Origin of the sequence: Natronomonas amylolytica (genome assembly GCF_037031205.1) — an archaeon.
GTDB lineage: Archaea > Halobacteriota > Halobacteria > Halobacteriales > Haloarculaceae > Natronomonas > Natronomonas amylolytica.
This window is the reverse complement of record NZ_JAYEZM010000005.1, coordinates 287,554-310,375: the sequence shown is the minus strand read 5'-3', so window position 1 is coordinate 310,375 and position 22,822 is coordinate 287,554. Positions and strand designations below refer to the sequence as shown.

Annotated in this window: 23 protein-coding genes; 12 read left to right on the top strand and 11 right to left on the bottom strand. The window is 65.3% G+C overall.

Annotation, left to right across the window (positions count from 1 at the left end):
• Nucleotides 1-45: 45 nt before the first annotated feature.
• Entirely contained in the window at nt 46-690 is a 645-nt protein-coding gene (gene deoC / locus U5914_RS09480) for a deoxyribose-phosphate aldolase (RefSeq protein WP_336135513.1), read from the bottom strand.
• 75 nt (nt 691-765) lie between these two features.
• On the opposite strand from deoC, the gene U5914_RS09475 reads away from it, so the two are divergent.
• From U5914_RS09475 to U5914_RS09465, 3 genes are all read left to right on the top strand, one after another.
• The gene (locus U5914_RS09475; RefSeq protein WP_336135512.1) at nt 766-1,722 is read left to right on the top strand and encodes a ribose 1,5-bisphosphate isomerase; all 957 of its coding nucleotides are present in this window, start codon (nt 766-768) and stop codon (nt 1,720-1,722) included.
• Between the two features lie 555 nt (nt 1,723-2,277).
• Nucleotides 2,278-4,206, top strand: a complete 1,929-nt coding sequence (thrS, locus tag U5914_RS09470; RefSeq protein ID WP_336135511.1) for a threonine--tRNA ligase — start codon at nt 2,278-2,280, stop codon at nt 4,204-4,206.
• Nucleotide 4,207: 1 nt separating this feature from the next.
• Nucleotides 4,208-4,609 carry an acyl-CoA thioesterase gene (locus U5914_RS09465; RefSeq protein WP_336135510.1) on the top strand — a complete coding sequence of 134 codons (402 nt, stop codon included), beginning with the start codon at nt 4,208-4,210 and terminating at the stop codon, nt 4,607-4,609.
• Here the strand turns inward: U5914_RS09465 and U5914_RS09460 are convergent, their stop codons facing one another.
• A complete protein-coding gene (locus tag U5914_RS09460) occupies nt 4,610-5,422 on the bottom strand; it encodes a PspA/IM30 family protein (protein WP_336135509.1) in 813 nt (270 codons plus the stop codon).
• Nucleotides 5,423-5,514: 92 nt separating this feature from the next.
• On the opposite strand from U5914_RS09460, the gene U5914_RS09455 reads away from it, so the two are divergent.
• The 5 genes from U5914_RS09455 to U5914_RS09435 all read left to right on the top strand — a co-directional run bounded on the left by U5914_RS09455 (nt 5,515) and on the right by U5914_RS09435 (nt 9,747).
• Entirely contained in the window at nt 5,515-6,099 is a 585-nt protein-coding gene (locus U5914_RS09455; RefSeq protein WP_336135508.1) for an alpha/beta hydrolase, read from the top strand.
• A 37-nt stretch (nt 6,100-6,136) separates the two neighbouring features.
• Nucleotides 6,137-6,778 (top strand): hypothetical protein, encoded by a 642-nt coding sequence (locus U5914_RS09450; protein ID WP_336135507.1) that lies wholly within the window; start codon nt 6,137-6,139, stop codon nt 6,776-6,778.
• Nucleotides 6,779-6,873: 95 nt separating this feature from the next.
• Nucleotides 6,874-8,517: a glutamine hydrolyzing CTP synthase gene (gene pyrG, locus U5914_RS09445; RefSeq protein ID WP_336135506.1), complete on the top strand. Its 1,644-nt coding sequence runs from the start codon at nt 6,874-6,876 to the stop codon at nt 8,515-8,517.
• Complete coding sequence (gene guaA, locus U5914_RS09440; protein ID WP_336135505.1) at nt 8,517-9,434, top strand: glutamine-hydrolyzing GMP synthase; 918 nt, start codon at nt 8,517-8,519, stop codon at nt 9,432-9,434. Before pyrG ends, guaA begins: the two co-directional genes overlap by 1 nt.
• Complete coding sequence (locus tag U5914_RS09435) at nt 9,427-9,747, top strand: DUF7126 family protein (RefSeq protein WP_336135504.1); 321 nt, start codon at nt 9,427-9,429, stop codon at nt 9,745-9,747. Before guaA ends, U5914_RS09435 begins: the two co-directional genes overlap by 8 nt.
• 30 nt (nt 9,748-9,777) lie before the next feature.
• Here U5914_RS09435 and U5914_RS09430 read toward each other — a convergent pair whose 3' ends face one another.
• Nucleotides 9,778-10,452: an MBL fold metallo-hydrolase gene (locus tag U5914_RS09430; RefSeq protein WP_336135503.1), complete on the bottom strand. Its 675-nt coding sequence runs from the start codon at nt 10,450-10,452 to the stop codon at nt 9,778-9,780.
• A 54-nt stretch (nt 10,453-10,506) separates the two neighbouring features.
• On the bottom strand, nt 10,507-11,502 hold the full coding sequence (locus U5914_RS09425) for a PhoU domain-containing protein (protein ID WP_336135502.1): 996 nt from the start codon (nt 11,500-11,502) through the stop codon (nt 10,507-10,509).
• A 277-nt stretch (nt 11,503-11,779) separates the two neighbouring features.
• On the opposite strand from U5914_RS09425, the gene pstB reads away from it, so the two are divergent.
• The gene (pstB, locus tag U5914_RS09420; protein ID WP_336135501.1) at nt 11,780-12,631 is read left to right on the top strand and encodes a phosphate ABC transporter ATP-binding protein PstB; all 852 of its coding nucleotides are present in this window, start codon (nt 11,780-11,782) and stop codon (nt 12,629-12,631) included.
• Between the two features lie 65 nt (nt 12,632-12,696).
• Nucleotides 12,697-13,377 (top strand): phosphate signaling complex protein PhoU, encoded by a 681-nt coding sequence (phoU, locus tag U5914_RS09415; protein WP_336135500.1) that lies wholly within the window; start codon nt 12,697-12,699, stop codon nt 13,375-13,377.
• A 25-nt stretch (nt 13,378-13,402) separates the two neighbouring features.
• On the opposite strand, the gene U5914_RS09410 is transcribed toward phoU, so the two are convergent.
• From U5914_RS09410 to U5914_RS09390, 5 genes are all read right to left on the bottom strand, one after another.
• On the bottom strand, nt 13,403-14,260 hold the full coding sequence (locus U5914_RS09410; protein WP_336135499.1) for an ABC transporter permease: 858 nt from the start codon (nt 14,258-14,260) through the stop codon (nt 13,403-13,405).
• On the bottom strand, nt 14,257-15,066 hold the full coding sequence (locus tag U5914_RS09405; RefSeq protein ID WP_336135498.1) for an ABC transporter ATP-binding protein: 810 nt from the start codon (nt 15,064-15,066) through the stop codon (nt 14,257-14,259). Before U5914_RS09405 ends, U5914_RS09410 begins: the two co-directional genes overlap by 4 nt.
• On the bottom strand, nt 15,063-16,964 hold the full coding sequence (locus U5914_RS09400) for a NosD domain-containing protein (protein WP_336135497.1): 1,902 nt from the start codon (nt 16,962-16,964) through the stop codon (nt 15,063-15,065). The genes U5914_RS09405 and U5914_RS09400 overlap by 4 nt, the downstream gene beginning before the upstream one ends.
• Nucleotides 16,965-17,097: 133 nt before the next feature.
• Nucleotides 17,098-17,613: a winged helix-turn-helix transcriptional regulator gene (locus tag U5914_RS09395; RefSeq protein ID WP_336135496.1), complete on the bottom strand. Its 516-nt coding sequence runs from the start codon at nt 17,611-17,613 to the stop codon at nt 17,098-17,100.
• A 111-nt stretch (nt 17,614-17,724) separates the two neighbouring features.
• Complete coding sequence (locus U5914_RS09390) at nt 17,725-18,297, bottom strand: nitrous oxide reductase accessory protein NosL (RefSeq protein WP_336135495.1); 573 nt, start codon at nt 18,295-18,297, stop codon at nt 17,725-17,727.
• Between the two features lie 174 nt (nt 18,298-18,471).
• On the opposite strand from U5914_RS09390, the gene U5914_RS09385 reads away from it, so the two are divergent.
• Nucleotides 18,472-18,843 (top strand): DUF7471 family protein, encoded by a 372-nt coding sequence (locus U5914_RS09385; RefSeq protein WP_336135494.1) that lies wholly within the window; start codon nt 18,472-18,474, stop codon nt 18,841-18,843.
• Between the two features lie 69 nt (nt 18,844-18,912).
• Nucleotides 18,913-19,242 (top strand): hypothetical protein, encoded by a 330-nt coding sequence (locus U5914_RS09380; RefSeq protein ID WP_336135493.1) that lies wholly within the window; start codon nt 18,913-18,915, stop codon nt 19,240-19,242.
• Nucleotides 19,243-19,412: 170 nt separating this feature from the next.
• On the opposite strand, the gene U5914_RS09375 is transcribed toward U5914_RS09380, so the two are convergent.
• Both U5914_RS09375 and U5914_RS09370 read right to left on the bottom strand, forming a co-directional pair.
• Complete coding sequence (locus U5914_RS09375; RefSeq protein ID WP_336135492.1) at nt 19,413-21,638, bottom strand: CDC48 family AAA ATPase; 2,226 nt, start codon at nt 21,636-21,638, stop codon at nt 19,413-19,415.
• Between the two features lie 57 nt (nt 21,639-21,695).
• Nucleotides 21,696-22,742, bottom strand: a complete 1,047-nt coding sequence (locus tag U5914_RS09370) for a zinc-dependent alcohol dehydrogenase family protein (RefSeq protein ID WP_336135491.1) — start codon at nt 22,740-22,742, stop codon at nt 21,696-21,698.
• Nucleotides 22,743-22,822 lie beyond the last annotated feature (80 nt).

The window sequence follows — 22,822 nt, the reverse complement described above, 5'->3', positions numbered from 1 at the left end:
GATCGATACGTGAAACGTCGCTTCGAATAGTTACGTCCGACAGTATCAGAACGCGCCGGCGTCGTAACCCTCGACGATTTCCACACCCGACGATGCGCCGATACGCTCCGCGCCCGCCCCCAGCATTGCGACCGCTTCCTCGAAACTCCCGACGCCGCCGCTGGCCTTGACCGGGAGATACTCGGCCATGATTTCGACGTCCTCGACGGTCGCACCACCCTCGGAAAAGCCGGTCGCGGTCTTGACGAACGCCGCGCCTGCCTCCTCGGCGAGTTCGCAGGCGGTTCGGAGTTCGCCCACCGAAAGCAGCGGCGCTTCGACGATGACCTTCACTGGGAGGGGGACGGCCGCGACGACCCGTTCGAGTTCGTCCGCGATGGCGTCGCCGTTGCCGTCGTGGAGTCGTCCGACGTTGAGGACGACGTCTATCTCGTCGGCCCCATCTTCCCACGCGTGTTCGGCTTCGCTCTCCTTGGCCTCCGGCGCTTCCTGTCCGTGTGGGAAGCCACAGACCGTGACGAGGGTGACCTCCGGTGCGTACTCGGCGGCCTCGGCGACGTAGCACGGCGGGATACACGCGTTCATCCCGTGCTCGGCCGCGGCATCGAGGACCGTCTCGACGTCCTGCCACGTGGTTTCCGGTCCGAGAACGGTGTGGTCGATACGCGCGGCGAACTCGGTGCGGTCCATACCGGAGTGTGACGAGCAGGCGTTATAAATCCCGCCGGGCGCGGGGCTTTTGCCCGTCCCGTGCCAAGGACGCGCATGGACAGCACGTCGGGGCTCCATCCCGAACTCGAACGGACGGCCGAAGACATCGCGGAGATGGAGGTCCGCGGCGCGGCCGCCATCGCCGATGCGGCAGCGGCGGCGCTCGGCGCGCAAGCGGCCGACTCCGATGCCGAAACGCCCGAAGCGTTCCGTTCGGAGATACGCGAAGCCGCCCGCCGACTCCACGACACCCGGCCGACGGCGGTCAGCCTCCCGAACGCGCTCCGATACGTCCTCACGGAAATGCACGGCGATACCGTCGCGGAACTGCAACGGTCCGTCGAGCGGAGCGTCGCCCGGTTCCGGACCGACCTCGATGCGGCCCAGGACCGCCTCGGCCGCATCGGTGCCGGCCGACTCAAGGACGGCGACGTGGTGATGACCCATTGCCACTCGACGGACGCGCTGGCCTGCATCGAGGCTGCCGTCGAGGACGGCGCGGACCTCGAAGCCATCGTCAAGGAGACGCGCCCGCGCAATCAGGGCCACATCACCGCCGAACGCCTCTCGGAGATTGGCGTCCCTGTCACACTCATCGTCGACAACGCGGCCCACCGGTTTCTGGACGACGCCGACCACCTTCTGGTTGGCGCCGACAGCATCGCCGCCGACGGCAGCGTCGTCAACAAAATCGGCACCGCCGGCCTCGCCGTCTCGGCCAGAGACCGCGGCGTCCCCGTCATGGTCGCCGCCCAGTCCATCAAACTCCACCCCCGAACCCTGACCGGCGCTGCCGTCGAAATCGAACAGCGGGATGCCGAGGAGGTCATCGACGCCGAAACCCGAAAAGAGGTCGGCGACATCGGCGTCGCGAACCCCGCCTTCGACGTGACCCCGCCCCGTCACGTCGACGCCATCGTCACCGAGCACGGGCAGTTCCCGCCCGAGAGCGTCGTCGTCCTGATGCGAGAGCTGTTCGGCGATAGCGTCGAGGAGCCGTGGAGCGAGTAATCCCGATTAGTAGCACGGTTTCGTTATTCAGAAGAACTGAAACAGCCGAAAGAACGGGCGTGCATAATCCGTATCAATTTAGCTATTTTTAATATAAAGTAGATGGTCAGGAGAAAATCATGGTTGACTGGGACCCGAAAGAGCACATGGGGTATATCTCCTATATTAAGTTCAAATCGGGTCGGTGGGTAAAGGTAGATACTGTCCCAAATTGGGTTCAGAACGCTTCCAACCCCCCCAAGGAAAACAGAGATCCCACTAAATGGAAGTGTAGAAGCGACTTTTACAGGTGACAGTTTAGAGTACAAAGTCGTAACAAAGCGACTTCCGCGGGGGGCAGGTACTTATACAGAACAAGAGTTCGCTGTTCGGATTAAGAAACATAGATAGTTCCTGAAGTCATCCTCTACATCAACAGGTTTTGTCGTGCATTGATTCGGGACCAAGACCGAATTAAAATCGCATCATCAACTACTTCCTAATGCCTGTGTGACACTCTGTAACACCCACCAACGTCTCTAAACACTTATCCGCCCGCCTTGGCTTAACTCGGGCATGAGCGATATCGTTGTCACGCTGCCGGACGGCTCCCAACTCGAACTCGAGGAGGGGTCGACGGTCGAGGACGCGGCCTACGAAATCGGACCGGGCCTCGGTAAGGACACCGTCGCGGGCGTCGTCGACGGCGACCTCGTCTCGAAGTACGACGAACTCGAAGACGGCGCGGAACTCGTCATCGTCACCGACCAGTCCGACGAGTACCTGCAGGTGCTGCGCCACTCCGCGGCCCACGTGTTCGCACAGGCCCTTCAACGTCTCTTCCCGGAGGCGAAACTCGCCATCGGCCCGCCGACCGAGGAGGGCTTCTACTACGACGTGACGAACGTCGACCTCGACGCCGACGACCTCGCGGACATCGAAGCCGAGATGTACGACATCATCGAGGCCGACTACGACATCGAGCGTGTCGAACGTTCCCGCGAGGAGGCCCTCGACATCTACGAGGACAACCGCTACAAACAGGAGATTCTCGCAGAGGAGGCCGCCGGCGAGGAGACCGTCTCCTTCTACGTGCAGGACGACTGGCAGGACCTCTGTCAGGGCCCCCACGTCGAGTCGACGGGCGAGGTCGGTGCCGTCGAACTGCTGAACATCGCCTCCGCGTACTGGCGCGGCGACGAGGAGAACGAACAGCTCACCCGCGTCTACGGGACGGCCTTCGAGTCCGAGAAGGACCTCGAGGCCTTCCTCGAACGCCGCGAGGAGGCCAAGGAGCGCGACCACCGGAAACTCGGACAGGAACTGGACCTCTTTTCGATTCCCGAGACGACGGGGCCGGGACTGCCGCTGTATCACCCCAACGGCAAGCGCATCCTGCGTGAACTGGAGGGGTTCGTCGACCAACTGAACGACGACGAGGGCTACGAGTTCGTCGAGACGCCGCATCTCTTCCGGACGGAACTCTGGAAGAAGTCCGGCCACTACGACAACTACGTCGACGACATGTTCCTCCTCGACGTCAACGAGGAAGAGTACGGCCTCAAGCCAATGAATTGTCCCGGCCACGCGACCATCTTCGACCAGGGCAACTGGTCGTATCGCGACCTGCCCATCCGGTATGCCGAGAACGGGAAGGTCTACCGCAAGGAACAGCGCGGCGAACTGTCGGGGCTCTCGCGGGTCTGGGCGTTCACCATCGACGACGGCCACCTGTTCGTCAAGCCGGAATCCATCGAGCGGGAGGTCAACACCATCATGGACCAGATAAACGAGGTCCTCGACACGTTCGACCTCGATTACGAGGTGGCGCTAGCCACGCGCCCCGAGAAATCGGTCGGCAGCGACGAAATCTGGGAGCAGGCCGAGAATCAGCTCCGGTCGGTCCTTCAGGACAGCGGCATGGACTACGACATCGAGTCCGGTGACGGCGCCTTCTACGGCCCGAAAATCGACTTCGCCTTCGAGGACGCGCTGGGGCGCAAGTGGGACGGCCCGACGGTCCAACTCGACTTCAACATGCCCGAGCGGTTCGACCTCTCGTATACGGGCGAGGACAACGAGGAACACCGCCCGGTCATGATTCACCGCGCGCTCTACGGCAGTTACGAGCGGTTCTTCATGGTGCTCGTCGAGCACTTCAACGGGAACTTCCCGACGTGGCTGGCGCCCGAGCAGGTGCGTATCCTGCCCGTCTCCGACGACAACATCGGCTACGCCAAGCAACTCAAGAACCGCTATCTCGGCGACTTCCGCGTCGAAATCGAGGACCGGTCGTGGACGGTCGGCAAGAAGATTCAGACGGCCCACGACGACCGCGTCCCCTACATGCTCGTCGTCGGCGACAACGAGGAGGAAGCCGGGACCGTCTCGGTCCGTGACCGATTCGAGAACGAGCAGAAGGACGTGGAAGTCGACGCGTTCCGCGAACACCTCGAATCGGAAATCGACGACAAGCGGGTCGAACCCGACTTCATCGACGAATAGCGTGACGGGCGCGGATTTCAAACACGAACTCGTCGCGGGGAGCCGAGACGCCGGCAACGGCCACGTCGACAACACCGTCTTTCCGGCCTACGTCGCGTCGGTCCGGGAGGCGTTCCTCCGGGAGACGGTCCCCCGGTTCGAGGAGTACGGTCGGCCGGTCGCTCGACTCGAAGTCGATTACCACGCGGAACTGTTCGCCGGCGACCGTATCGTCGGCGAAATCGAGGTGCTGGAGGTCGGAACGACGAGTCTCACGACCGAGGTGACGCTGTGGCGCGGCGACGAGAAGGCGGCGACCGGCAAGACGGTTCAGGTCATCGTCGACCCCGAGGCCGACGAACCGACGCCGGTGCCCGAGGACTGGCGGGCCGCACTCACGAAACGGGTTCCGCCGTCGGCGTAGCTACTCCTCTTTGTCCTCGTCTTCTTCCTTGAGTTCCTCGAGTTCGGCCTCGATTTCGGGGTCCGAGGAGGGAGCGTCGGCCTCCGTGTCGGCCGCTGCCGGTTCGGCCTCACTCTCCGCGCCGGTTTCGGACTTCAGCGTCTCCAGTTCGGCCTCGACTTCGCCCTCGCGGCGCATCTCCTCGAGTTCGGCGTCGATATCGTCGCCCTCGGAAAGCGCGCTCTCGAAGGCGCCGCTTTCCTCGAGTTCGTCCATCGCGGCCGACCGGGCTTCCATCTCCTCGGTCTGCTCGCGGGCCCGCTCGATGGAGCGGTTGATGTTCTCCATCTCGTCGCCGGCGCCGGTCATGGCCTCGCTGACGCGGGCGCTGGCCTTGGCGGCGTCGTGGCGGGCCTTCATCGTCTCCTTCTCGGTGCGGAACTGCTGAATCCGGCTCTGGAGTTCGTTCTTCTTCTCGACGAGGTTGTCCTGCGTGTTCTGGAGGTCCGCTATCTGGGCCTCCAGTTCCTCGATCTGGGACATCTTCTGTTTCTTCTTTTCGAGGGCCTTCCGCGCGAGGTCGTCTCGGCCCTGCTCGACGGCCTGTCTTGCCTGCTCGTTGTGTTTATCGACGTTCTCCTCGAGACGGCGCTTCTGAATCTCGAGGCGCTTTTTCTGTGTCGTCAGATCGGCGATGCCCTGCTTGACGTTCTGGAGTTCGTCACGCAACTGCTCGTAGGAGTAATCGAGCGTCTCGTGGGGGTCTTCGGCACGGTTCAACAGCGCGTTCACTTTCGACCGGATGACGTAGGAGGCCCGCGAGAGGATACCCATACCCGCCTATTGTGCGTCACGGCCCTTAAAACGCTACGCGCGCTCGGCGGCCGACCGGACACGCTCAAGTCGGCCCGTTCCGAAGCGCCGGTATGAGCGAATCCGTACTGGTGCCGTCGGACCGCGACGTTCGCGGGACGCTGGATTCACCGGATAGCGACACCTGTGTCGTCGCCTGCCCGCCACACCCCCAGATGGGCGGCAGTCGGACCGATTCGAAGTTGCGGGCGGTCAGCGACGCGCTCGACTGTGCCTGTCTCCGCTTCGATTACGGCGCGTGGGACGAGGGCGACGGCGAACTGGCGGACACGAGGGATGCTTACGCGTGGGCGCGGGACCGCTACGCGCGGGTCGGCCTGTTCGGCTACAGTTTCGGCGGCTGTCTGGCACTGGTTGCCGCTGCCCGCGAAAGCAAGGCGGGGCGGCCACCCTTCGCAGTTGCCGCGCTCGCGCCTGCGGCCAACATCACCGCCGACATCGATGCGGTCGAAGCCATCGACGATATCGACTGTCCGGTCGGTATCGTCTACGGCAAACGCGATACGACGGTCGACGCCGAGGCCGTGGCCGAACGCGTCCGCGCTCGTGGCGGTACCGTCGAGGCGGTGGGCGCCGACCACTTCTTCGTCGGACAGACGACGAAGGTCGCCGAGACGGTGGCGTCACTTCTTATTTAGGGACTCGACTTATCCCTACCCACCGATTGCTATCGGTATGCTCGATATCGACTGGGCGGCAGGAAAACCGCCCGTCAACGATGTTGAGCAGGTCTGGGCGTCGGCCGAGTTCGAGGCGGTGTCACCGGATGCGGCGCCGGTCGACGACTACGTCGATGCCCTGTCAGCGACGCGGCCGCGCGGTGACGCGCGGCTCTGCTGTGTTCGGGCCCCCAAATCTCAGGCATTGGACTGGTATGCGGCACACAACGCGCTCGCGGAGGCGGACTTCTTCGCCGAGTTGCTCTCCTCGGCGGCGGTCGCTGAGGGACTCGACATCGAGGCCGACGACGACCTCGACCCCGAGTTCACCGTCGAATCGGCGCTGTCGCTGGACGGCGTGCTCGCCGAACAGCTCGTCCACGGCGGGTCGAAACCCTACGACGAGACAGTCGACCAGCAGTACGGCGGCTGTGCGAAGGCAAAGCGACTGTCGAGAGCGGCCGCCGACGCCGTCGTCGAGGACCGCTACGAGGAGGTCACCGTCCACCGCACCCGCGAGGCCTGGAGCGACTGGTTCGGCCACCCGTGGTGGAACCTCACGCTCGTGGTCGTCGACCGCCGCTACCGGTGGGTGTGGATACTGGTGGCGACCGACGAGGGGCTGATGGAAGCCGCAAAAGAGGAAGCCGGCTTGTAGCCCGCTCGCGTCGGCCGTCACTCGCTGGCGTGACAGGCCGGCCCGAAGCGGGTGGGTGTCGAAACCGTTTTGTCCGACGCTCGCGGACCGTCGGTATGCCGACGGAGCTTACTGATTACGACCCCACACTGGGGAACAAGTTCATCTTCGTCACCGGTGGCGTGATGTCCGGCCTGGGCAAAGGCATCACAGCGGCGAGCACGGGGCGGTTGCTCGCCAACGCCGGTTTCGACGTGACGGCCGTGAAAATCGACCCGTATCTCAACGTTGACGCGGGGACGATGAACCCCTACCAGCACGGGGAAGTCTACGTGCTGAAGGACGGCGGGGAGGTCGACCTCGACTTGGGGAACTACGAGCGGTTCCTCGATATCGACATGACCTTCGACCACAACATCACGACGGGCAAGACCTACCGCCACGTCATCGAGAAGGAACGGGCCGGGGACTACCTCGGCAACACCGTCCAGATCATCCCCCACATCACCGACGACATCAAGCGCCGGATTCGGGAGGCCGCCGAAGGCCACGACGTCTGTCTCATCGAGGTCGGCGGCACCGTCGGGGACATCGAGGGGATGCCCTATCTCGAAGCCCTCCGCCAGTTCGCCCACGAGGAAGACGACGAGGACATCCTCTTTACCCACGTCACGCTCGTCCCCTACTCGAAGAACGGCGAACAGAAGACCAAGCCCACCCAACACTCCGTCAAGGAACTCCGTTCTATCGGCCTCCAGCCCGACATCCTCGTCGGCCGCTGTGAGGACAAACTCGACCCCGAAACGAAGGAGAAAATCGCGCTGTTCTGCGACGTGCCGACCGACGCCGTCTTCTCGAATCCCGACGTCGAGGACATCTATCACGTCCCCCTGATGGTCGAGGAGGAAGGCCTCGACGAGTACGTCATGGAGCGGCTGAATCTGGCCGACGAGGCCATTCCAGCCGACGAGCGCGAAAACGAGTGGCGCGACATCGTCACACAGGAGACGACCGACGAGGTCGACATCGCGCTTGTCGGCAAGTACGCGCTGGAAGACGCCTACCTCTCGATTCACGAATCGCTCAAACACGCCGGCTTCGAGACCAACACCGACGTCAACGTCCTGTGGGTCGATGCCGACGAGATGGACGATGCCCACGCCAACCGCCTCGAAGAGGCCGACGGCATCATCGTCCCCGGCGGTTTCGGCGCCCGCGGAACCGAAGGGAAAATCGAGGCCGTCCGATACGCCCGCGAGAACGACGTCCCGTTCCTCGGCCTGTGTCTCGGCTTCCAGATGGCCGTCGTGGAGTTCGCCCGCAACGTATGTGGCTTCGAGGGCGCCCACTCCGCGGAGATGGAGGAGGACACGCCGCATCCGGTCATCGACATCCTGCCCGAACAGTACGAGATCGAGGACATGGGCGGAACGATGCGGCTCGGCGCCCACGAGACCGATATCGAACCCGGGACGATGGCCCACGAGGTCTACGAGGACACCTCCTGCACCGAGCGCCACCGCCACCGCTACGAGGTCAACCCCGAATACATCGACGACCTCGAAGACGCCGGCCTCGTCTTCTCCGGCCGCGCCGGCAACCGGATGGAGATACTCGAACTGCCGGACCATCCGTTCTTCTTCGGCACGCAGTTCCATCCCGAGTTCCGCTCTCGGCCGGGGCGGGCCTCCCCGCCCTTCCTTGCGATGCTCGAGACCATCCTTGACGAAACCGAATCCACCGAAGAGGTGACCGCATAATGGTAAACACCGACGAATTCATCGACGAGAAGATAGAGGAGATTAGCGACGCAATCGGCGACAAGAACGCAGTCATCGCCCTCTCGGGCGGCGTCGACTCATCGACGGCCGCCGCACTGGCCTACGAGGCCGTCGGCGACCAGTTGACCCCCGTCTACGTCGACACCGGCCTGATGCGGAAGGGCGAAACCGAGAGCGTCCGCGAGACGTTCGACTACATGGAGAGCCTCCGCATCGTCGACGCCCGCGACCGCTTCCTCGACGCGCTGTCGGGCGTCACCGACCCCGAGGAGAAGCGCCACGCCATCGGCGAGCAGTTCATCCGGGAGTTCGAGACGGTCGCCCGCGAGGTCGACGCCGACTACCTCGTGCAGGGGACCATCTACCCGGACCGCATCGAGTCGGAGGGGACCATCAAGTCCCACCACAACGTCGGCGGCCTCCCCGAGGTCGTCGACTTCGAGGGCATCGTCGAACCGATGCGGGACCTCTACAAGGACGAGGTCCGCGAGGTCGCCCGCGCGCTGGACCTCGAAGAGGTCGTCTCCGAGCGGATGCCGTTCCCCGGTCCCGGCCTCGCCATCCGCGTCCTCGGCGAGGTAACCGAGGAGAAACTCGAGGTCGCCCGCGAGTCCAACCACATCATCGAGGAGGAACTCGAGGAGTACGAGCCGTGGCAGGCGCTTGCGGCCGTCCTCGGCAAGGCGACGGGCGTCAAGGGCGACAACCGCGTTCACGGGTGGGTCGTCTCGGTCCGGTCGGTCGAATCCCGCGACGGCATGACCGCCCGCGCACAGGAAATCGACTGGGAAACGCTCCAGCGCATCCAGTCCCGCATCACGGGGACGCTCGATAACGTCTCCCGCGTCGTCTACGACGTGACCCACAAACCGCCGGCAACCATCGAATATGAGTAAGGTCGTCATCGCGGGGGCGGACCCCGACGAACTCGGTGCAGCGCTCGAAGACCACGGTGCGGACGTCTCCTACGCCGAGGGGACGGCCAACCGCCCCGCCCTCGAAGAGGCGGGTATCGTCGACGCCGACATCATCGTCATCACCGACGCCGGCCTCGCCACGTCAGTTCCCATCGCGACGGACCTCAACCCCGACGTGCGCGTGGTCTTCTACACCCGCGATTCCGTCCCGGAGTTCGTCAAAGGGCAGGCCGGCCACATCGTCGACCCCGAGTTGCTCGACCCCGAGGCCGTCGCCGAGGAACTCGTCTAGCTACTGTTTTCGACCCCTATTCGACGCCGCCTACCGCGAGTCGACCAGTTGGCGCAGTCGGTCGCTCCCGCCTCGTTTAAACGGCGTCCCGTGACCCATCGCGGCGACCTCGAAGTCCGGGGCCGCCGCGGCGAACGACTCGATGCTCCGGTCGACGGCGTCGGTGTCGTCGGACATGAACCACGGCGCAGGGCGCAGCTCGCCGCCCCGCTCGATGACCAGGTCGCCGAGGAAGGCCGCCTCTAAGTCCTCGTGAACGTAGGCGGTGTGGCCCGGCGTGTGCCCGGGCGTGTGGTAGGCTGAAAAGCCGCCGATGTCGTCGCCGTCGGTGACTGGATGGACCCGGCTGGCGGCGACCTCCGGCACGAGTGGGCCGGAGACGAACTGGGTAAAGCGCTTGACGTTCCGAGGTAGCGGCCGCGTTTCGCCCGTCAAGAAGGGCGCGTCCTCGCGGCCGATGTAGACCGGGGCGTCGACGGCCAGTTTCGCTATCGACCCGACGTGGTCGATGTCGTAGTGAGTGACGAGGATTCGCTCGACGTCCTCGAGACCGAAGCCGACCTCCTCGACGGCCGTTTCGACCGTCAGGGTATCGAACGGCGTCCCCGCGTCCACGAGCGTCACGCCGTCGTCGTCGGCGACGACGTAGGCGTTGACGCCGCTGGCCTCGTACCACCACACCCCATCGCGCAGTTCCGTGACCATACGGATTGGTGGGGCCGCGAACAAATAAAAGACGACGGCGAGTCCCGCCGGCCCCTACGGCTTCGGGGCCGCCTTCTGGAGGGCGGTTTCGGCGATGTTGCCGCCGTAGTCGGCGCTCCGGGACAGCGAGTCGACGACGAGGCCGAGCAGTTGGGCCTGCTGGGGGTCGAGTTCGCGTATCTCGTCGTCGACCCGCCGGGAGAGTTCGTCGATCTTCGTCACGCGCTGGCGGGCGTCGTTGGCGAGGCGGGTCGCACGGTCCGAATCCTCCTCCAAGAGGGCGTCCATCGCCATTTCGATGATTTCGGTCGCCTCGTCGTGGAGTTCCTGCAGGGCCTCGGCGGCGTCGGCGGGCGGGGACCCAAGCGTGTCGGCGTGGGTGGCGATTTTGGCGGCGTGGTCACCGACCCGCTCGAGTTGGCGGGCGCTGGAGTGATAATCGAAGCAGGTCTCGCGGTCAAGTCCGATGGTCGCGGCCGCCGAGGGGTCCCGAAGGACCGACCGGAACACCCGTGAGACCATCGACCACAGGCGGTCGAGGTCGTCGTCGCGCTGGACCACGTCGGCCGCGAGGTCGTCGTCGTCTGCCAGAAGGGCGTCGACGGCGTCGGCCAGCATCGTCGTCGAGACGAGGCGCATCCGCGTGATGGCGTTGTGAATCGACAACTCCGATGAGTCCAGCAGGTCCTGTAGCCTGACCCGCTCGGCGGTCTCGCCGATGACTTCGAGACCGACCAGTCCCTGCGTGGCCTCCCGAATCGTGCGTCGCTGAGCGGCGGTGACCTGCTGGGTCTCCAGCGTGATGATATCGAAGCCGCTGACGTACATTGTCACGACTGCTCGCATCAACTCGTCGGCTTCGAGGCCGGTGATATCGAGGGCCCCTTCGACCTTCTCCTCCTCGCGGCGGGGCGTCAGAAGCAACGAGTCGTCCTCGGGATAGAACTCGACGACGCTTCCCCCGCTGATGTCGTTTGCCGTCGCCCACTCCTTGGGCAGCGAGACGGTGTAGGTAGACCCACCCGTCACCTGCACCTTTCGGGTTTCCATATCACGACTATGGCGAAGGGATATAAATCACTACTGGGATATATAGACGACTGCGTCAATCTAAGGCGACCACACCAGTACGTCACGAACCCGGGGCGCGTCTCGAATCGTGGTCGCCTTCGAACACGGCGCCGAGAACATAGGACTATATAGAAATCATAGATGGGTATTTAGGTGCTCGGCTACCCCTTCCGAACAACGACGCACGGGTAGGCGCGTGGTTCGGGGTCGAACGCGCAGCGAGCGCGGCCCGGGACGGAAACGAGACCAACTGACAATGAGTTCGGACAACACGTTCACCGAGACTGAATCGGAGACGGAATCGCTCGCCGACTCCCCGGTCGCCGGCCTCGAAGAGACGGGGCGCGACGGCACGGGAAGAACCATCGTCGAAGCCGAGAACATCAGCGTCTGGTACGACGATACCCAGGCGCTCGACGACATCTCGATGGAGATTCCCGAACAGCAGGTGACGGCCCTCATCGGCCCCTCCGGCTGTGGGAAATCGACGTTCCTCCGGTGTATCAACCGCATGAACGACCTCATCGACGCCGCCCGCGTCGAGGGGAACCTCCGACTGTACGACAAGAACGTCTACGACGACGATGTCGACCCCGTCGCACTCCGCCGGAAGGTCGGGATGGTGTTCCAGAAGCCGAACCCCTTCCCGAAGTCCATCCGGGACAACGTCGCCTACGGGCTGAATATTCAGGGCTACGACGGCGACATCGACGCCCGCGTCGAGGAGGCGCTGAAAAGCGCGGCGCTGTGGGACGAGGTCAAAGACCAACTCGATTCTTCGGGCCTGGACCTCTCGGGGGGCCAGCAACAGCGGCTCTGCATCGCCCGCGCTATCGCGCCGGACCCGGAGGTCATCCTCATGGACGAGCCGGCCTCCGCGCTGGACCCGGTGGCGACCTCGAAGATCGAGGATCTCATCGACGACCTCGCCGAGGACTACACCGTCATCATCGTCACCCACAACATGCAGCAGGCCGCCCGCATCTCCGACAAGACCGCGGTCTTCCTCACCGGCGGCGAACTCGTCGAGTTCGACGACACCGACAGCGTCTTCGAGAACCCCTCCAGCCAGCGCGTCGAGGACTACATCACGGGCAAGTTCGGGTAATCGGATGACGGACGTCTGACGAACCGCCGGAAGAAACACGTTGGAGACGACAGAACACGACACCAATGGCACGAAAGGGATTTCAGGAGCAACTCCAGGAACTCCGCGAGAACGTCCTCTACATGAGCGAGGTCGTCCTCGAACGGGTTCGCATGGGATTGCGCGCGCTCGAATCGAAAGACGAAGAACTCGCCCGCGAGGTCATCGAGGGCGACCACGAGATCAACGAGCTGTATCTGGAGCTCGAACAGGACTGCATCGACCTCTTTGCCCTCCAGCAGCCCGTCGCCGGCGACCTCCGATTCATCGCCGCCTCCTTCAAGATAATCACCGACCTCGAACGGGTCGCCGACCTCGCGACCAACCTCGGCGACTACACCCTGCAAGCAGAGCGGGACCTCTATCCCGACGTCGACATCCAGGGCATCGGTGACGAGGTCATCGATATGATCGACGACGCGATGGCGGCCTACGCCGACGAAGACGTCGAGGCCTGCTACGAGATCGACGCCCGCGACGACGACGTCGACGCCCTCTGTGAGCGCGCGTCCAGTACCGTCGTCCGTGACCTCATCGAGACGGAGATCGGGGACGACTCCTCCGACCAGGAGATCGAGGCGCTGATGCAGGAGGTCTCGCGGCTGCTATTGACGATTCGGGACCTCGAGCGGATGGGCGACCACGCCGTCAACATCGCCGCCCGGACGCTCTACATGGTCGACAACAGCGACGAACTCATCTACTGACGGCAGCCGCGTCCGAACGTCCCGCCTACCGTAGTTCTTCGAGTTTCCAGCGGACCCGCGAGAGGAGGCTGCTTTCGCCCCGTCGCGACAGCCCGACGGTCGCCGCGACGAGCCCGAACGCCGTCCACGCGAGGAGCATGACGGCACTCGAACGCGGGTCGATGAAGCCCTCACGTTCGGCCGCGACGCCGACGACGTGTTCGAAGACGAGCCCGCGATAGGCGCTGTTCGGCGAGAGCGCGAGCGCGACATCGAGGCCGTCCTCGGGGATGGAGCCGGCGGCCAGCCCCCCGAGAACGAGCAGGTCGCCGCCGACCACGACGGCGACGAAGATGCCGACCGCGAGGGCGAGGGCGGCCCGACTCGACCGCGCGAGTATCGAGGCCGCAAGCGTCACCCCGAGGACCGCCGCGCCGAAGAGGACCGTCAGGGCGACGAACCTGACGAAGAGAATCGGCGAATCGATGCCGCCGGTGGTCGCGAAGACCGCCGAGTCGATGCCGGGCGTCAGAGCGACGAGAGCCATGACCGACAGAAGCGGCAGGCCGACCACGGCCGCGAGGCCGACGAGTCGCCCGAAGAACACGCCCGCGACCAGACTCGCGTTCGAGACCGGATACGTCTTCAACACGGCGGTGTCGTCGTTGTCGCCGCTGAAGGCCCGATAGCCGAGCGCGATAGCGATGACCGGCACCAGCACCTCCATCGGCAACAGGAGGTCGACCGCCGAGGGGACGTACCCGCCCGCGACGGCGTCGCTGCGTTCGACGATACCCAGCAGGACCCCCGCCAGCAGGACCGTCAGAACCGCGTAGGCGCGGGTGCGTGCCATCGTCGTTATCTCGCGGCGGACGACCGCGAGGAAGGCGTTGACGTCGTTCATGCATCGACCCCAGCGACTTCGACGCCACCCGTCTCCTCGGCGATCTTCGAGAGGACCTCCCGGAGCGAGTCCGCATCGAACCGCTCACAGAGGGCCTCCGGGGGCCCCGTTTCGAGGACACGCCCCTCCGAGAGGAGCACGACGGTGTCGGCCGTCTCCGCGACGAGTTCGAGGTCGTGAGAACTCAAAAGCACCGTGTTGCCCTCTTCGGCCGTCTCGGCCGCCGCATCGAAGACGTGCTGGCTCATGTTCGCGTCCAGCCCGCTGGCCGGTTCGTCGAGGATGACTACCGGCGGGTCGCCGACCATCGCCTGTGCGATGCCGAGTAGCTGTCGCATCCCGCCCGAGAGCGCGTCGACGCGCCTGTCGGCGGCCGCCTGTAACCCCACGCGCTCGAGGAGCGTCTCCGGGTCTGGCCCGTCGACGAGCGACGCATAAAAGGAAAGCGTCTCGTGGGCGGTGAACTCCGGCCGGAACGACGTTCGCTGGGGGAGATAGCCGAGCTGTCGCTCGGCGGGCGGTCCGCGATAGGAGACGGACCCTTCCGTCGCCGAGAGGTCGCCGACGAGCAACCGCAGGAGCGTCGTCTTCCCGGAGCCGTTGGCGCCGATGAGCCCGACGACCTGCCCGGTGGGAAACGACACCGTGATGTCCTCGAGGACGGTCAGGCTCCCGAACCGTTTTTTCAGGCCCTCGACTTCGAGGACGGTGTCGGTCGATTCCTTGGCGTCCGCCGATTCGTCCGGGGCCACCGTCTCTGCAGGTTCCTCCAGTTCCGCCGCATCCGATGTCGTGGTATCACTCATGTATTACGTTGTCGTGGGCAGTCGACCGTGCCGTTCGTCTCGTAGTCGTCTCGCAGTTGCCGGCCGGTCTCGACGCGGGAGGAGTTCACCGGCGTCGAGCGCGGTTCGACGTCGACGACGCTGGCGGTTCGCATCCCCGGGACGGCGGTCCGAAGGGTCCGGAGCCCGTATGCCAGCGGCGAGGCCGCCAGCGTCTCGACGGCCGTCGACCGATGGAGGCGGCCGTCTATCGGTCCGCTGGGCGTGAACTCGCGGTCGAGACCCGCCGCACCGCTCCAGTAGTTGCCCTTGCCGTCGTGGGTCCACACCCGGAGGGGCCCGGTCCCGACCTCGACGTGCTCGTCGTTGTCGACGACGTCGTTGCTGTGGACCCGACTCGTCGGGACGATGGATGACGCCCGGAATCCGACGTCGTTGCCGACGAGCGTGTTCTCCGTATACAGCGTGTTCCGCGCGTTCGTCGAGATGCCCTGCCGGCTGGCGACGACGAGGTTGCCGCCGACGTAGCTGTCCGACCCGCTCGTCAGGATGCCCTGCGACGTACCGACGAGCGTGTTCTCGCTGATGACCGTCCCCGAGGGACTCGTCATCACGACGATGCCGGAGAACTCCTGACCGGACATGCAGTTGCCGTGAAGCAACGCCTCCGAGGTGTACATCAGGTGGACGCCGAAGCGGCCGCCCTCGAAGCGATTGTTGCGGACGACGACGCCGTGTGACCGGTGGGTGTAGATGCCGTCCCGGCCGTCGTGGAACGTCGAGTTCTGGAGGACGACGGGCGACCGAATCGTCACGACGCCCATGAAGCCCTCCTGCCACGGTTCGTCACCGCGGACCTCGATATCGTCGATGACGGTTCCGTTGCTGCGACGGACGGAGACGCCCGCGGTCGGCGTCTCGACGTCGACGCCGGTCACGAGCACCCGGTCGGCGCCGGCGACGGTCACGCCGGCGTCGGCGTACCCGTAGGCGATTTCGGTGCGTTCGTCCCAGTCGCCTGTTTCGATGTCGTCCGGGCGGATGTTCTCACCGACGCCGGTAATCGAAACGCCGACGATGGCCACGTCCGAGGCGGTCACCGTCACGACCGTCCCGTTGCCATCCCCGGTGATGGTCGCGTTCTCGCCGCGTATCGTGACCGACTCGTCGACGGTGACCGGGCCCTCGTAGGTGCCGGCCGGCAGTCGAATCGTCGTGTTCGGTTCGGCCGTCGCGAGCGCCTCCTCGAGGGTCGCCGCGTCCTCGCCGACGACGACCTCGCCGTCTCGCTCCAGCAGTTCGTCGGCCGAGTCAACCGTCGCGTCGGCCTCGGCGTGCTGTTCGTCGATTCGCCGCTGGGTCGTTTCGCCGTCCTCCTCGGGAACCGGAAACGCCGACCGGTCGGTCCACTCGAGAACGCGACCGCCGTTCCGTTCGGCGAACCGCTCCGCGGCCGCCCGGTCGGCGAACGGGACCGCCGTCGCCGACCCGGGGATTCGCGCCCCGCTATCGACGACGTAGAACGCCTCGCCGGCCGGAACCCATTCGTTCGTCTGGTTGGCATCGAGATAGCCCTCCGCGTCGAGTTCGACGCCCGCGGGGGCCACCTCGACGTGGACCATCCGTGGGTAGCCGAACTGCTGGCGGACCAGCGGGTCGTCGACCGCCTCGGCGGCCAATCCGACGCCGCGATATCCGATGATGTAGGAGTATTGCGAGTAGACGACCTGCGCTCGCGGGACGAAGGCCCCGCGTTCACGGAGGACGAGTCGTTCTTCGAGGGTCAACCCGATGGAGACCGTATCATCGAAGGCCACGGGTTCTCCCCCCGAGGTGTCCGGCGACACGACGAACGAGCCGGCACCGACGACCACGAGGAGTCCGATGATACCGCCGACGATGAGCCAACCGGTTCTCACGGTCGGTCCTCGGGGGCGAGTTCGTATATGTGGTCTGGTGTGCCTCTCGAAGCCCTCTCATCGACGGCGAAGCCCGCACACAGCGCCGAACGCGCCGTGCGGTTCGGGGCCGGTATCCGGTCGGGAGGGCTGGTCATTCGCCGTCGAGGGCCCGGTCGACGAGCCGGTCGAAGCGGTCGACGAGCTGTTCGTACAGCGTCGGTGAAACCGCTCCGAGCAACTCCCGGGTGCGGTCCGGCTCGACCACCTCGAACGCGAGTCGGCCGTGGTCGGCGTAGTGGGTCTCGACGATACCGGCGTCTTCGAGATTCGAGAGGTGCCAGGCGACGGTACTCCGGGCGACGTCGAGGTCGGCCGTGGCCTCGGTCGCCAGGACCGTATCCTCACGGAGTCCGAGGGCGATTATCTCCCGCGAGGTCTCCCGACGAAGCAGCGCGAGTGCCCGTCGTTCCCACGCGTCGTAGGTGGGCCGGTAGTAGTGCGTCCGGCCGAGAAGCGACTCCGAGTCGAGGTCGCCGCCCCGGACGAGTCGACGGAGGTGGTACTGTGCCTGCCCCGTCGCGACATCGAGGTCGCGGACGATGCCGCTGAAGTGGACGCCGGGGTTCGAGCGAACGTGTTCGGAGATCCGTTTTCGTGTATCGTTCATACGTGGCGTGTGCTCGCTATCGGAGCTAGACGGTACGACGACAAGAACCATGCGCGGTATCTCGATTATTGGGACCGGTCGCGTTCGGGCCGATAGAGGTCACGTTGCGGGTTAGACTCCGCGTTCGTCGATGAGTTCCCGCGAGATGTCGCTGGCCGCAATCGTCTCGCCGCCGTAGGTGTCGGCGAACTCGGTCGCCTCCGCCTCGTCGCTGAACGGGATGATGGCATCACCCATCGCCCCCGTGACGTCGGTCCGAATCACGAGCGTCAGGTCCGAATCCGGCGCGTAAGCGTCCGCCTCGAGATGGGCGGAGATGGTGTTCTCCTCGCCGCCGACCTCGTAGTCGACGGTGCTGTAATCGGTGAGATACGTCACGACCGGGGACCATCCCTCGTCGACCCGCTCGAACCGGTAGTCGTAGGTACAGACCGTACTGCAGAACCACGCCGGTCCGTCCCGCCCGTCGGGGCTGTTCGACTCGAAGAATATCTGTCCGGTCGGTCCGGGGTGGTCCTCGATGACCATCCCGCAGTTATCACACGACTGGCCCTCGTCGAGGGCGACCGGTTCCGGAACCGATTCGCCGCCGAGACAGCCGGCAACGGAGCCGAGAGCCGCGGCGCCGACCAGTCCCAGGACTCGGCGCCGGTCGACCGCCGAGTCGGAGTCGGGAGTAGACATGTTCGGTACTACGCACGGTAGCGATAAAGCCGGTCTGGTACGTTCGACGAAGGTCGTCGACGAGGATACCCGAACGGTTTACGTTTCGAATCACGCATATCAACCGATGGTACAGCGACCGAAACGCGAATCACCGCCGAACGACGCGGCGCGTCCCATAGGGGTGCGTCTCGCGTGGTGACGGCCGTTCTGTCGGCGCTCACCGCGGCTCTGGCCGGTTCCGAACCGGTGGGCGCCTCGACGACGCTGTCGCCCGCGGTGTATCCGGTCGTCGTTGTTGCGGCGGCCGGAACGACCCTGCTGTTCGTGCTCAGCGTCGCCGTCTACTGGCGACGCCGGTCCACCCCGTTTTTCCTCGTCGCGCTCGCTATCGGCCTGCTCGTCGTCCGGTCGGTCGTCGGGTTCGGAACCGTCGCCGGGGTGGTCCCGATGAACGCCCACCACGTCATCGCACACGGCATCGACTTCCTCATCGCGGCGCTCGTGCTGTTCGCGGCCTATCTGAATCGCTCCGGCCGGACGAACCGTGTGGTCGGCGAGGAGTAGCTGTCACCCGCGTTCTCGAACGAGAAACACGGAAAACGATTAATTCGGGGCGGGGCGAACCGGGAGCCAGTGGTTCCGGGATTCGTTCAACTCGGCCTCATCGCCCTGCTGTTCCAGCTCGCGGTCATCGGCGGCTTCTACGGCTATCTCCGGTATCGGCATCCGGTCGGTGACTCGATGGCCCGGCGGCGCGTCCTGAAGGTCCTTGCCGGAGGCGTCTGTCTGCTCGCGATTGGACAGGCCGCCGCCATAGGTTCGGTCGGCTCCCTCTGGGTGAGTCCCCTTCTCTCCTTCGAGCAGGCACTTCTCATCAAGGACGCCGGCCTGCTCCTGACGCTGGTCGGCTATATCGTCGTATTCGCGGGCGTCGTCATCCACAGCAGAACGAGCGTCTCGTGAGGTAGTTATTAGAAGCATCCGCGAGGGCGGGTTCGGAGAACCCGCCCGAAGCGGTTCTACCGCGCCGAACGAAGTGAGGCGCGGGACCAAGGCCCGACTGTAAGGAGGGCCGCCGTGTCTTTTTCATGAAAGTTTTTGCCGGCGCGCGAAGCGCGCCGTGCAAAAAGTTTCTATTGGAACCCGATACGACCGCCGCCCTTCCGGCGACCTGCTTCGGCGCCGCCGCCGCGGAACTCCTCTTCGATCTGCTCGTAGTAGTCGCGGATGTCGTCGGTGATAGTCGGCCGCACGGAGTCCAGCGCCTGCCGGAAGTGGCGCATCTCGACTTCCTCGGCGTCGTCGTCCTCGCGGAGCGCCTCGATGGCGGCCTCTCGCGCGATGGATTCGAGGTCGGAACCGACGTAGCCGCCGGTGATTTCGGCGAGTTCACGGAGGCTGACGTCCGGCGACAGCGGCATGTCCTCGGTGTGGATGCGGAGGATCTGCTCGCGGCCCTCGACGTCGGGTTCGCCGATCATGACGAGGCGGTCGAACCGGCCCGAACGGATGAGGGCGGGGTCGATCATATCGGGGCGGTTGGTCGCGCCGATGACCATCACCTCGCCCATGTCTTCGAGGCCGTCGAGTTCGGTCAGCAACTGGTTGACGACGCGCTCGGAGACGTTCGAGCCGGTTTCGCCGCCGCGACCCGGGGCGAGGCTGTCCAGTTCGTCGAAGAAGATGACCGTCGGCGAGACCTGCCGGGCCTTCCGGAAGGTCTGTCGGATGGCCTTCTCGCTTTCGCCGACCCACTTCGAGAGGAGTTGCGGGCCGCGCACCGAGATGAAGTTGGCGTTGGTCTCGTTGGCGACGGCCTTGGCCATGAGGGTCTTGCCGGTGCCGGGCGGGCCGTACAGCAGGACGCCCGAGGGCGGATTGATGCCGAAGCGGTCGAACTTCTCCGGTTGGCTCATCGGCCACTCGACGGACTCCTGGACCTGCTCTTTGGGGTCGGTGAGACCGCCGACGTCGTCCCACGAGACCTTCGGGAGTTCGACCAGCACCTCCCGCATCGCCGAGGGGTCGACCTCGTTGAGCGCCCCGCGGAAGTCGTCCCGCTTGATTATCATCCGGTCGATGAGGCTCGGCGGGATGTCCTCCTCGTCGAGGTCGATCTCGGGGAGGTAGCGCCGGAGCGCCTTCATCGCTGCTTCCTTGGTCAGGCTCTCGATGTCCGCGCCGACGAAGCCGTGGGTCTCGTCGGCCATGTGGTCCAAGGAGACGTCGTCAGCCAGCGGCATGCCGCGGGTGTGGATCTGGAGGATCTCCTTGCGGCCCGTCTCGTCGGGGACGCCGATCTCGATTTCGCGGTCGAAGCGGCCGGGACGGCGAAGCGCGGGATCGACCGAGTCGACCCGGTTCGTCGCCGCGATGACGACGACCTGGCCGCGCTCTTCGAGGCCGTCCATCATCGTCAGCAACTGGGCGACGACACGGCGTTCGACCTCGCCGGTGACGTCCTCGCGCTTGGGCGCGATAGAGTCCAGTTCGTCGATGAAGATGATAGACGGGGACTCCTCGGTCGCGTCCTCGAAGATTTCTCGTAACTGTTGTTCGGACTCGCCGTAGTACTTCGAGATAATCTCGGGGCCGGCGATGGAGAAGAACGACGCCGACGTCTCGTTGGCGACGGCCTTCGCCAGCAGGGTCTTGCCGGTGCCGGGCGGACCGTGGAGCAACACCCCCGCGGGCGGTTCGATGCCGAGCTTCTTGAATATCTGGGGGTGTTTCATCGGCAACTCGACCATCTCGCGGACCCGCTGAATCTCGTTTTGCAGGCCGCCGATGTCCTCGTAGGTAATTCCCCCGCCGGTCTTCTCGAAGCCGCTGATGGGCTCCTCGCGGAGTTCGACCTCGGTGTCCTCGGTGATGAGACAGACGCCGTCCGGGTCGGTCTCGACGGCGATGAGCGGAATCGCCTGTCCCGGCGACCGCATGAACGGGTGGTTCGTCGAGGACATCACGGGAACGATGTCGCGTTCGACGACCGGCCGCTTGAGAATCTGGCGTTTGACCATGCCGGCGGCGTCGGAGCCGAACTGGACGGACGCCTCCTCGGGCGGCGCGAGGACGAGTTTATCGGCCTTCGTCGCCTCCGCCTTGCGGATGGTGACGCGCTCGCCGATACCGACGTCGGCGTTCTGCCGCGTGAAGCCGTCGATACGGACCGTGTCCGTGTTCCAGTCCTGCCGGTCGGCCCGCCAGACCTTCGCGGCGGTGGTCTCTGCCCCCTCGATTTCGATGATGTCCCCCGGCGACAGCTTCAGGTGCAGAAGCGTGTCGGGGTCGAGGCGCGCGATGCCGCGTCCCGAGTCGTTCGGGTAGGCCTTCGCGACCTCCAGTTGAACCTCGTTCATCCTGATACATAGTGTCGGGACGCGCCGGAGATATGCTTTTTGCTGCCGGGGGTCGGGTTACCGCTGCGGCTTCACCAGCACTTTGATGGCTTCACGCTCGTCCATAGCGCGATAGCCGTCCGGAACGCCGTCGAGGTCGACCGTCTTCGTAAAAATCGGCGACGGGTCGAGCGTCCCCTGCAACACGTCGGCCATCAACTCCTCGGCGTAGGCCCGCACGGGCGCGACGCCGCCCCGAAGCCCGATGTTGTCGCCGAACATCGAGTAGAGTTCCAGTCCCTTCTCGTCGACGCCGTGGGGGACGCCGACGTAGCCGACGGTGCCGCCGGGTCGGCAGACCTCGATGGCCGTCTCCATCGCCGAGGCGGCGCCGACACATTCGAGGACGTGATTGGCACCGCCGTAGGTGAGTTCGCGTGCTCGTTCGACGGCTTCCTCGCCGCGGGCGGCGACCGTCTCGGTCGCGCCGAACTCCTCGGCCAGTTCGAGGCGCTCGTCGTGGTGGCCCATCGCGATGATGCGCTCGGCGCCGAGTCGGCGGGCCGCGAGCACGCCACAGAGGCCGACCGCACCGTCGCCGACGACGATGCAGGTGTCGCCTTCGTCGACGCCCGCGCTGACCGCCGCGTGGTGGCCGGTCCCCATCACGTCGGTCAGCGGCAGCAGGGAGCGCAGGGTGTCCTCGTCGTCGGCGTGGCGGTCCGGGACCCGGACGAGCGTGCCGTCGGCGTGCGGCGACCGGACGTACTCGCCCTGTGCGCCGCCGTTGGTGCCGCTCCAAGAGCCCCCGTCGACACACGAGGTGTGGAGGCCCTTCCGACAGAACTCACATTTCCCGCAACTGATGACGAAGGGCGCGAACACGCGGTCGCCCGGAGCGACGGAGGTGACCTCGTCGCCGACGTCCTCGACGATACCCATCGGTTCGTGGCCGACGCGCGAACCCTTCTCGCGGTCGCTCAGCCCGCGGTAGAACCAGAGGTCCGACCCGCAGACGGCGGTGTGGGTGACCCGGACGATGGCGTCGTTCGGGTCCTCGATTTCCGGCTTCGGAACCTCCTCGATGGCGATGTCTTCCGGTTCGTTGTAGATAGCGGCACGCATACTCTGCTGGACGGGGGGATGGGGGTTAAACCTCGGCCTCCCACCCGCCGGCACCGTGTCACTTTTCGCGCCGGCAACCT

Bases quoted from the DNA above. Each gene is read 5' to 3' on its own strand.
- deoC (WP_336135513.1), bottom strand. From the start codon at position 690: ATGGACCGCACCGAGTTCGCCGCGCGTATCGACCACACCGTTCTCGGA.
- U5914_RS09475 (WP_336135512.1), top strand. From the start codon at position 766: ATGGACAGCACGTCGGGGCTCCATCCCGAACTCGAACGGACGGCCGAA.
- thrS (WP_336135511.1), top strand. From the start codon at position 2,278: ATGAGCGATATCGTTGTCACGCTGCCGGACGGCTCCCAACTCGAACTC.
- U5914_RS09460 (WP_336135509.1), bottom strand. From the start codon at position 5,422: ATGGGTATCCTCTCGCGGGCCTCCTACGTCATCCGGTCGAAAGTGAAC.
- U5914_RS09455 (WP_336135508.1), top strand. From the start codon at position 5,515: ATGAGCGAATCCGTACTGGTGCCGTCGGACCGCGACGTTCGCGGGACG.
- U5914_RS09450 (WP_336135507.1), top strand. From the start codon at position 6,137: ATGCTCGATATCGACTGGGCGGCAGGAAAACCGCCCGTCAACGATGTT.
- pyrG (WP_336135506.1), top strand. From the start codon at position 6,874: ATGCCGACGGAGCTTACTGATTACGACCCCACACTGGGGAACAAGTTC.
- guaA (WP_336135505.1), top strand. From the start codon at position 8,517: ATGGTAAACACCGACGAATTCATCGACGAGAAGATAGAGGAGATTAGC.
- U5914_RS09435 (WP_336135504.1), top strand. From the start codon at position 9,427: ATGAGTAAGGTCGTCATCGCGGGGGCGGACCCCGACGAACTCGGTGCA.
- U5914_RS09430 (WP_336135503.1), bottom strand. From the start codon at position 10,452: ATGGTCACGGAACTGCGCGATGGGGTGTGGTGGTACGAGGCCAGCGGC.
- U5914_RS09425 (WP_336135502.1), bottom strand. From the start codon at position 11,502: ATGGAAACCCGAAAGGTGCAGGTGACGGGTGGGTCTACCTACACCGTC.
- pstB (WP_336135501.1), top strand. From the start codon at position 11,780: ATGAGTTCGGACAACACGTTCACCGAGACTGAATCGGAGACGGAATCG.
- phoU (WP_336135500.1), top strand. From the start codon at position 12,697: ATGGCACGAAAGGGATTTCAGGAGCAACTCCAGGAACTCCGCGAGAAC.
- U5914_RS09410 (WP_336135499.1), bottom strand. From the start codon at position 14,260: ATGAACGACGTCAACGCCTTCCTCGCGGTCGTCCGCCGCGAGATAACG.
- U5914_RS09405 (WP_336135498.1), bottom strand. From the start codon at position 15,066: ATGAGTGATACCACGACATCGGATGCGGCGGAACTGGAGGAACCTGCA.
- U5914_RS09395 (WP_336135496.1), bottom strand. From the start codon at position 17,613: ATGAACGATACACGAAAACGGATCTCCGAACACGTTCGCTCGAACCCC.
- U5914_RS09390 (WP_336135495.1), bottom strand. From the start codon at position 18,297: ATGTCTACTCCCGACTCCGACTCGGCGGTCGACCGGCGCCGAGTCCTG.
- U5914_RS09375 (WP_336135492.1), bottom strand. From the start codon at position 21,638: ATGAACGAGGTTCAACTGGAGGTCGCGAAGGCCTACCCGAACGACTCG.
- U5914_RS09370 (WP_336135491.1), bottom strand. From the start codon at position 22,742: ATGCGTGCCGCTATCTACAACGAACCGGAAGACATCGCCATCGAGGAG.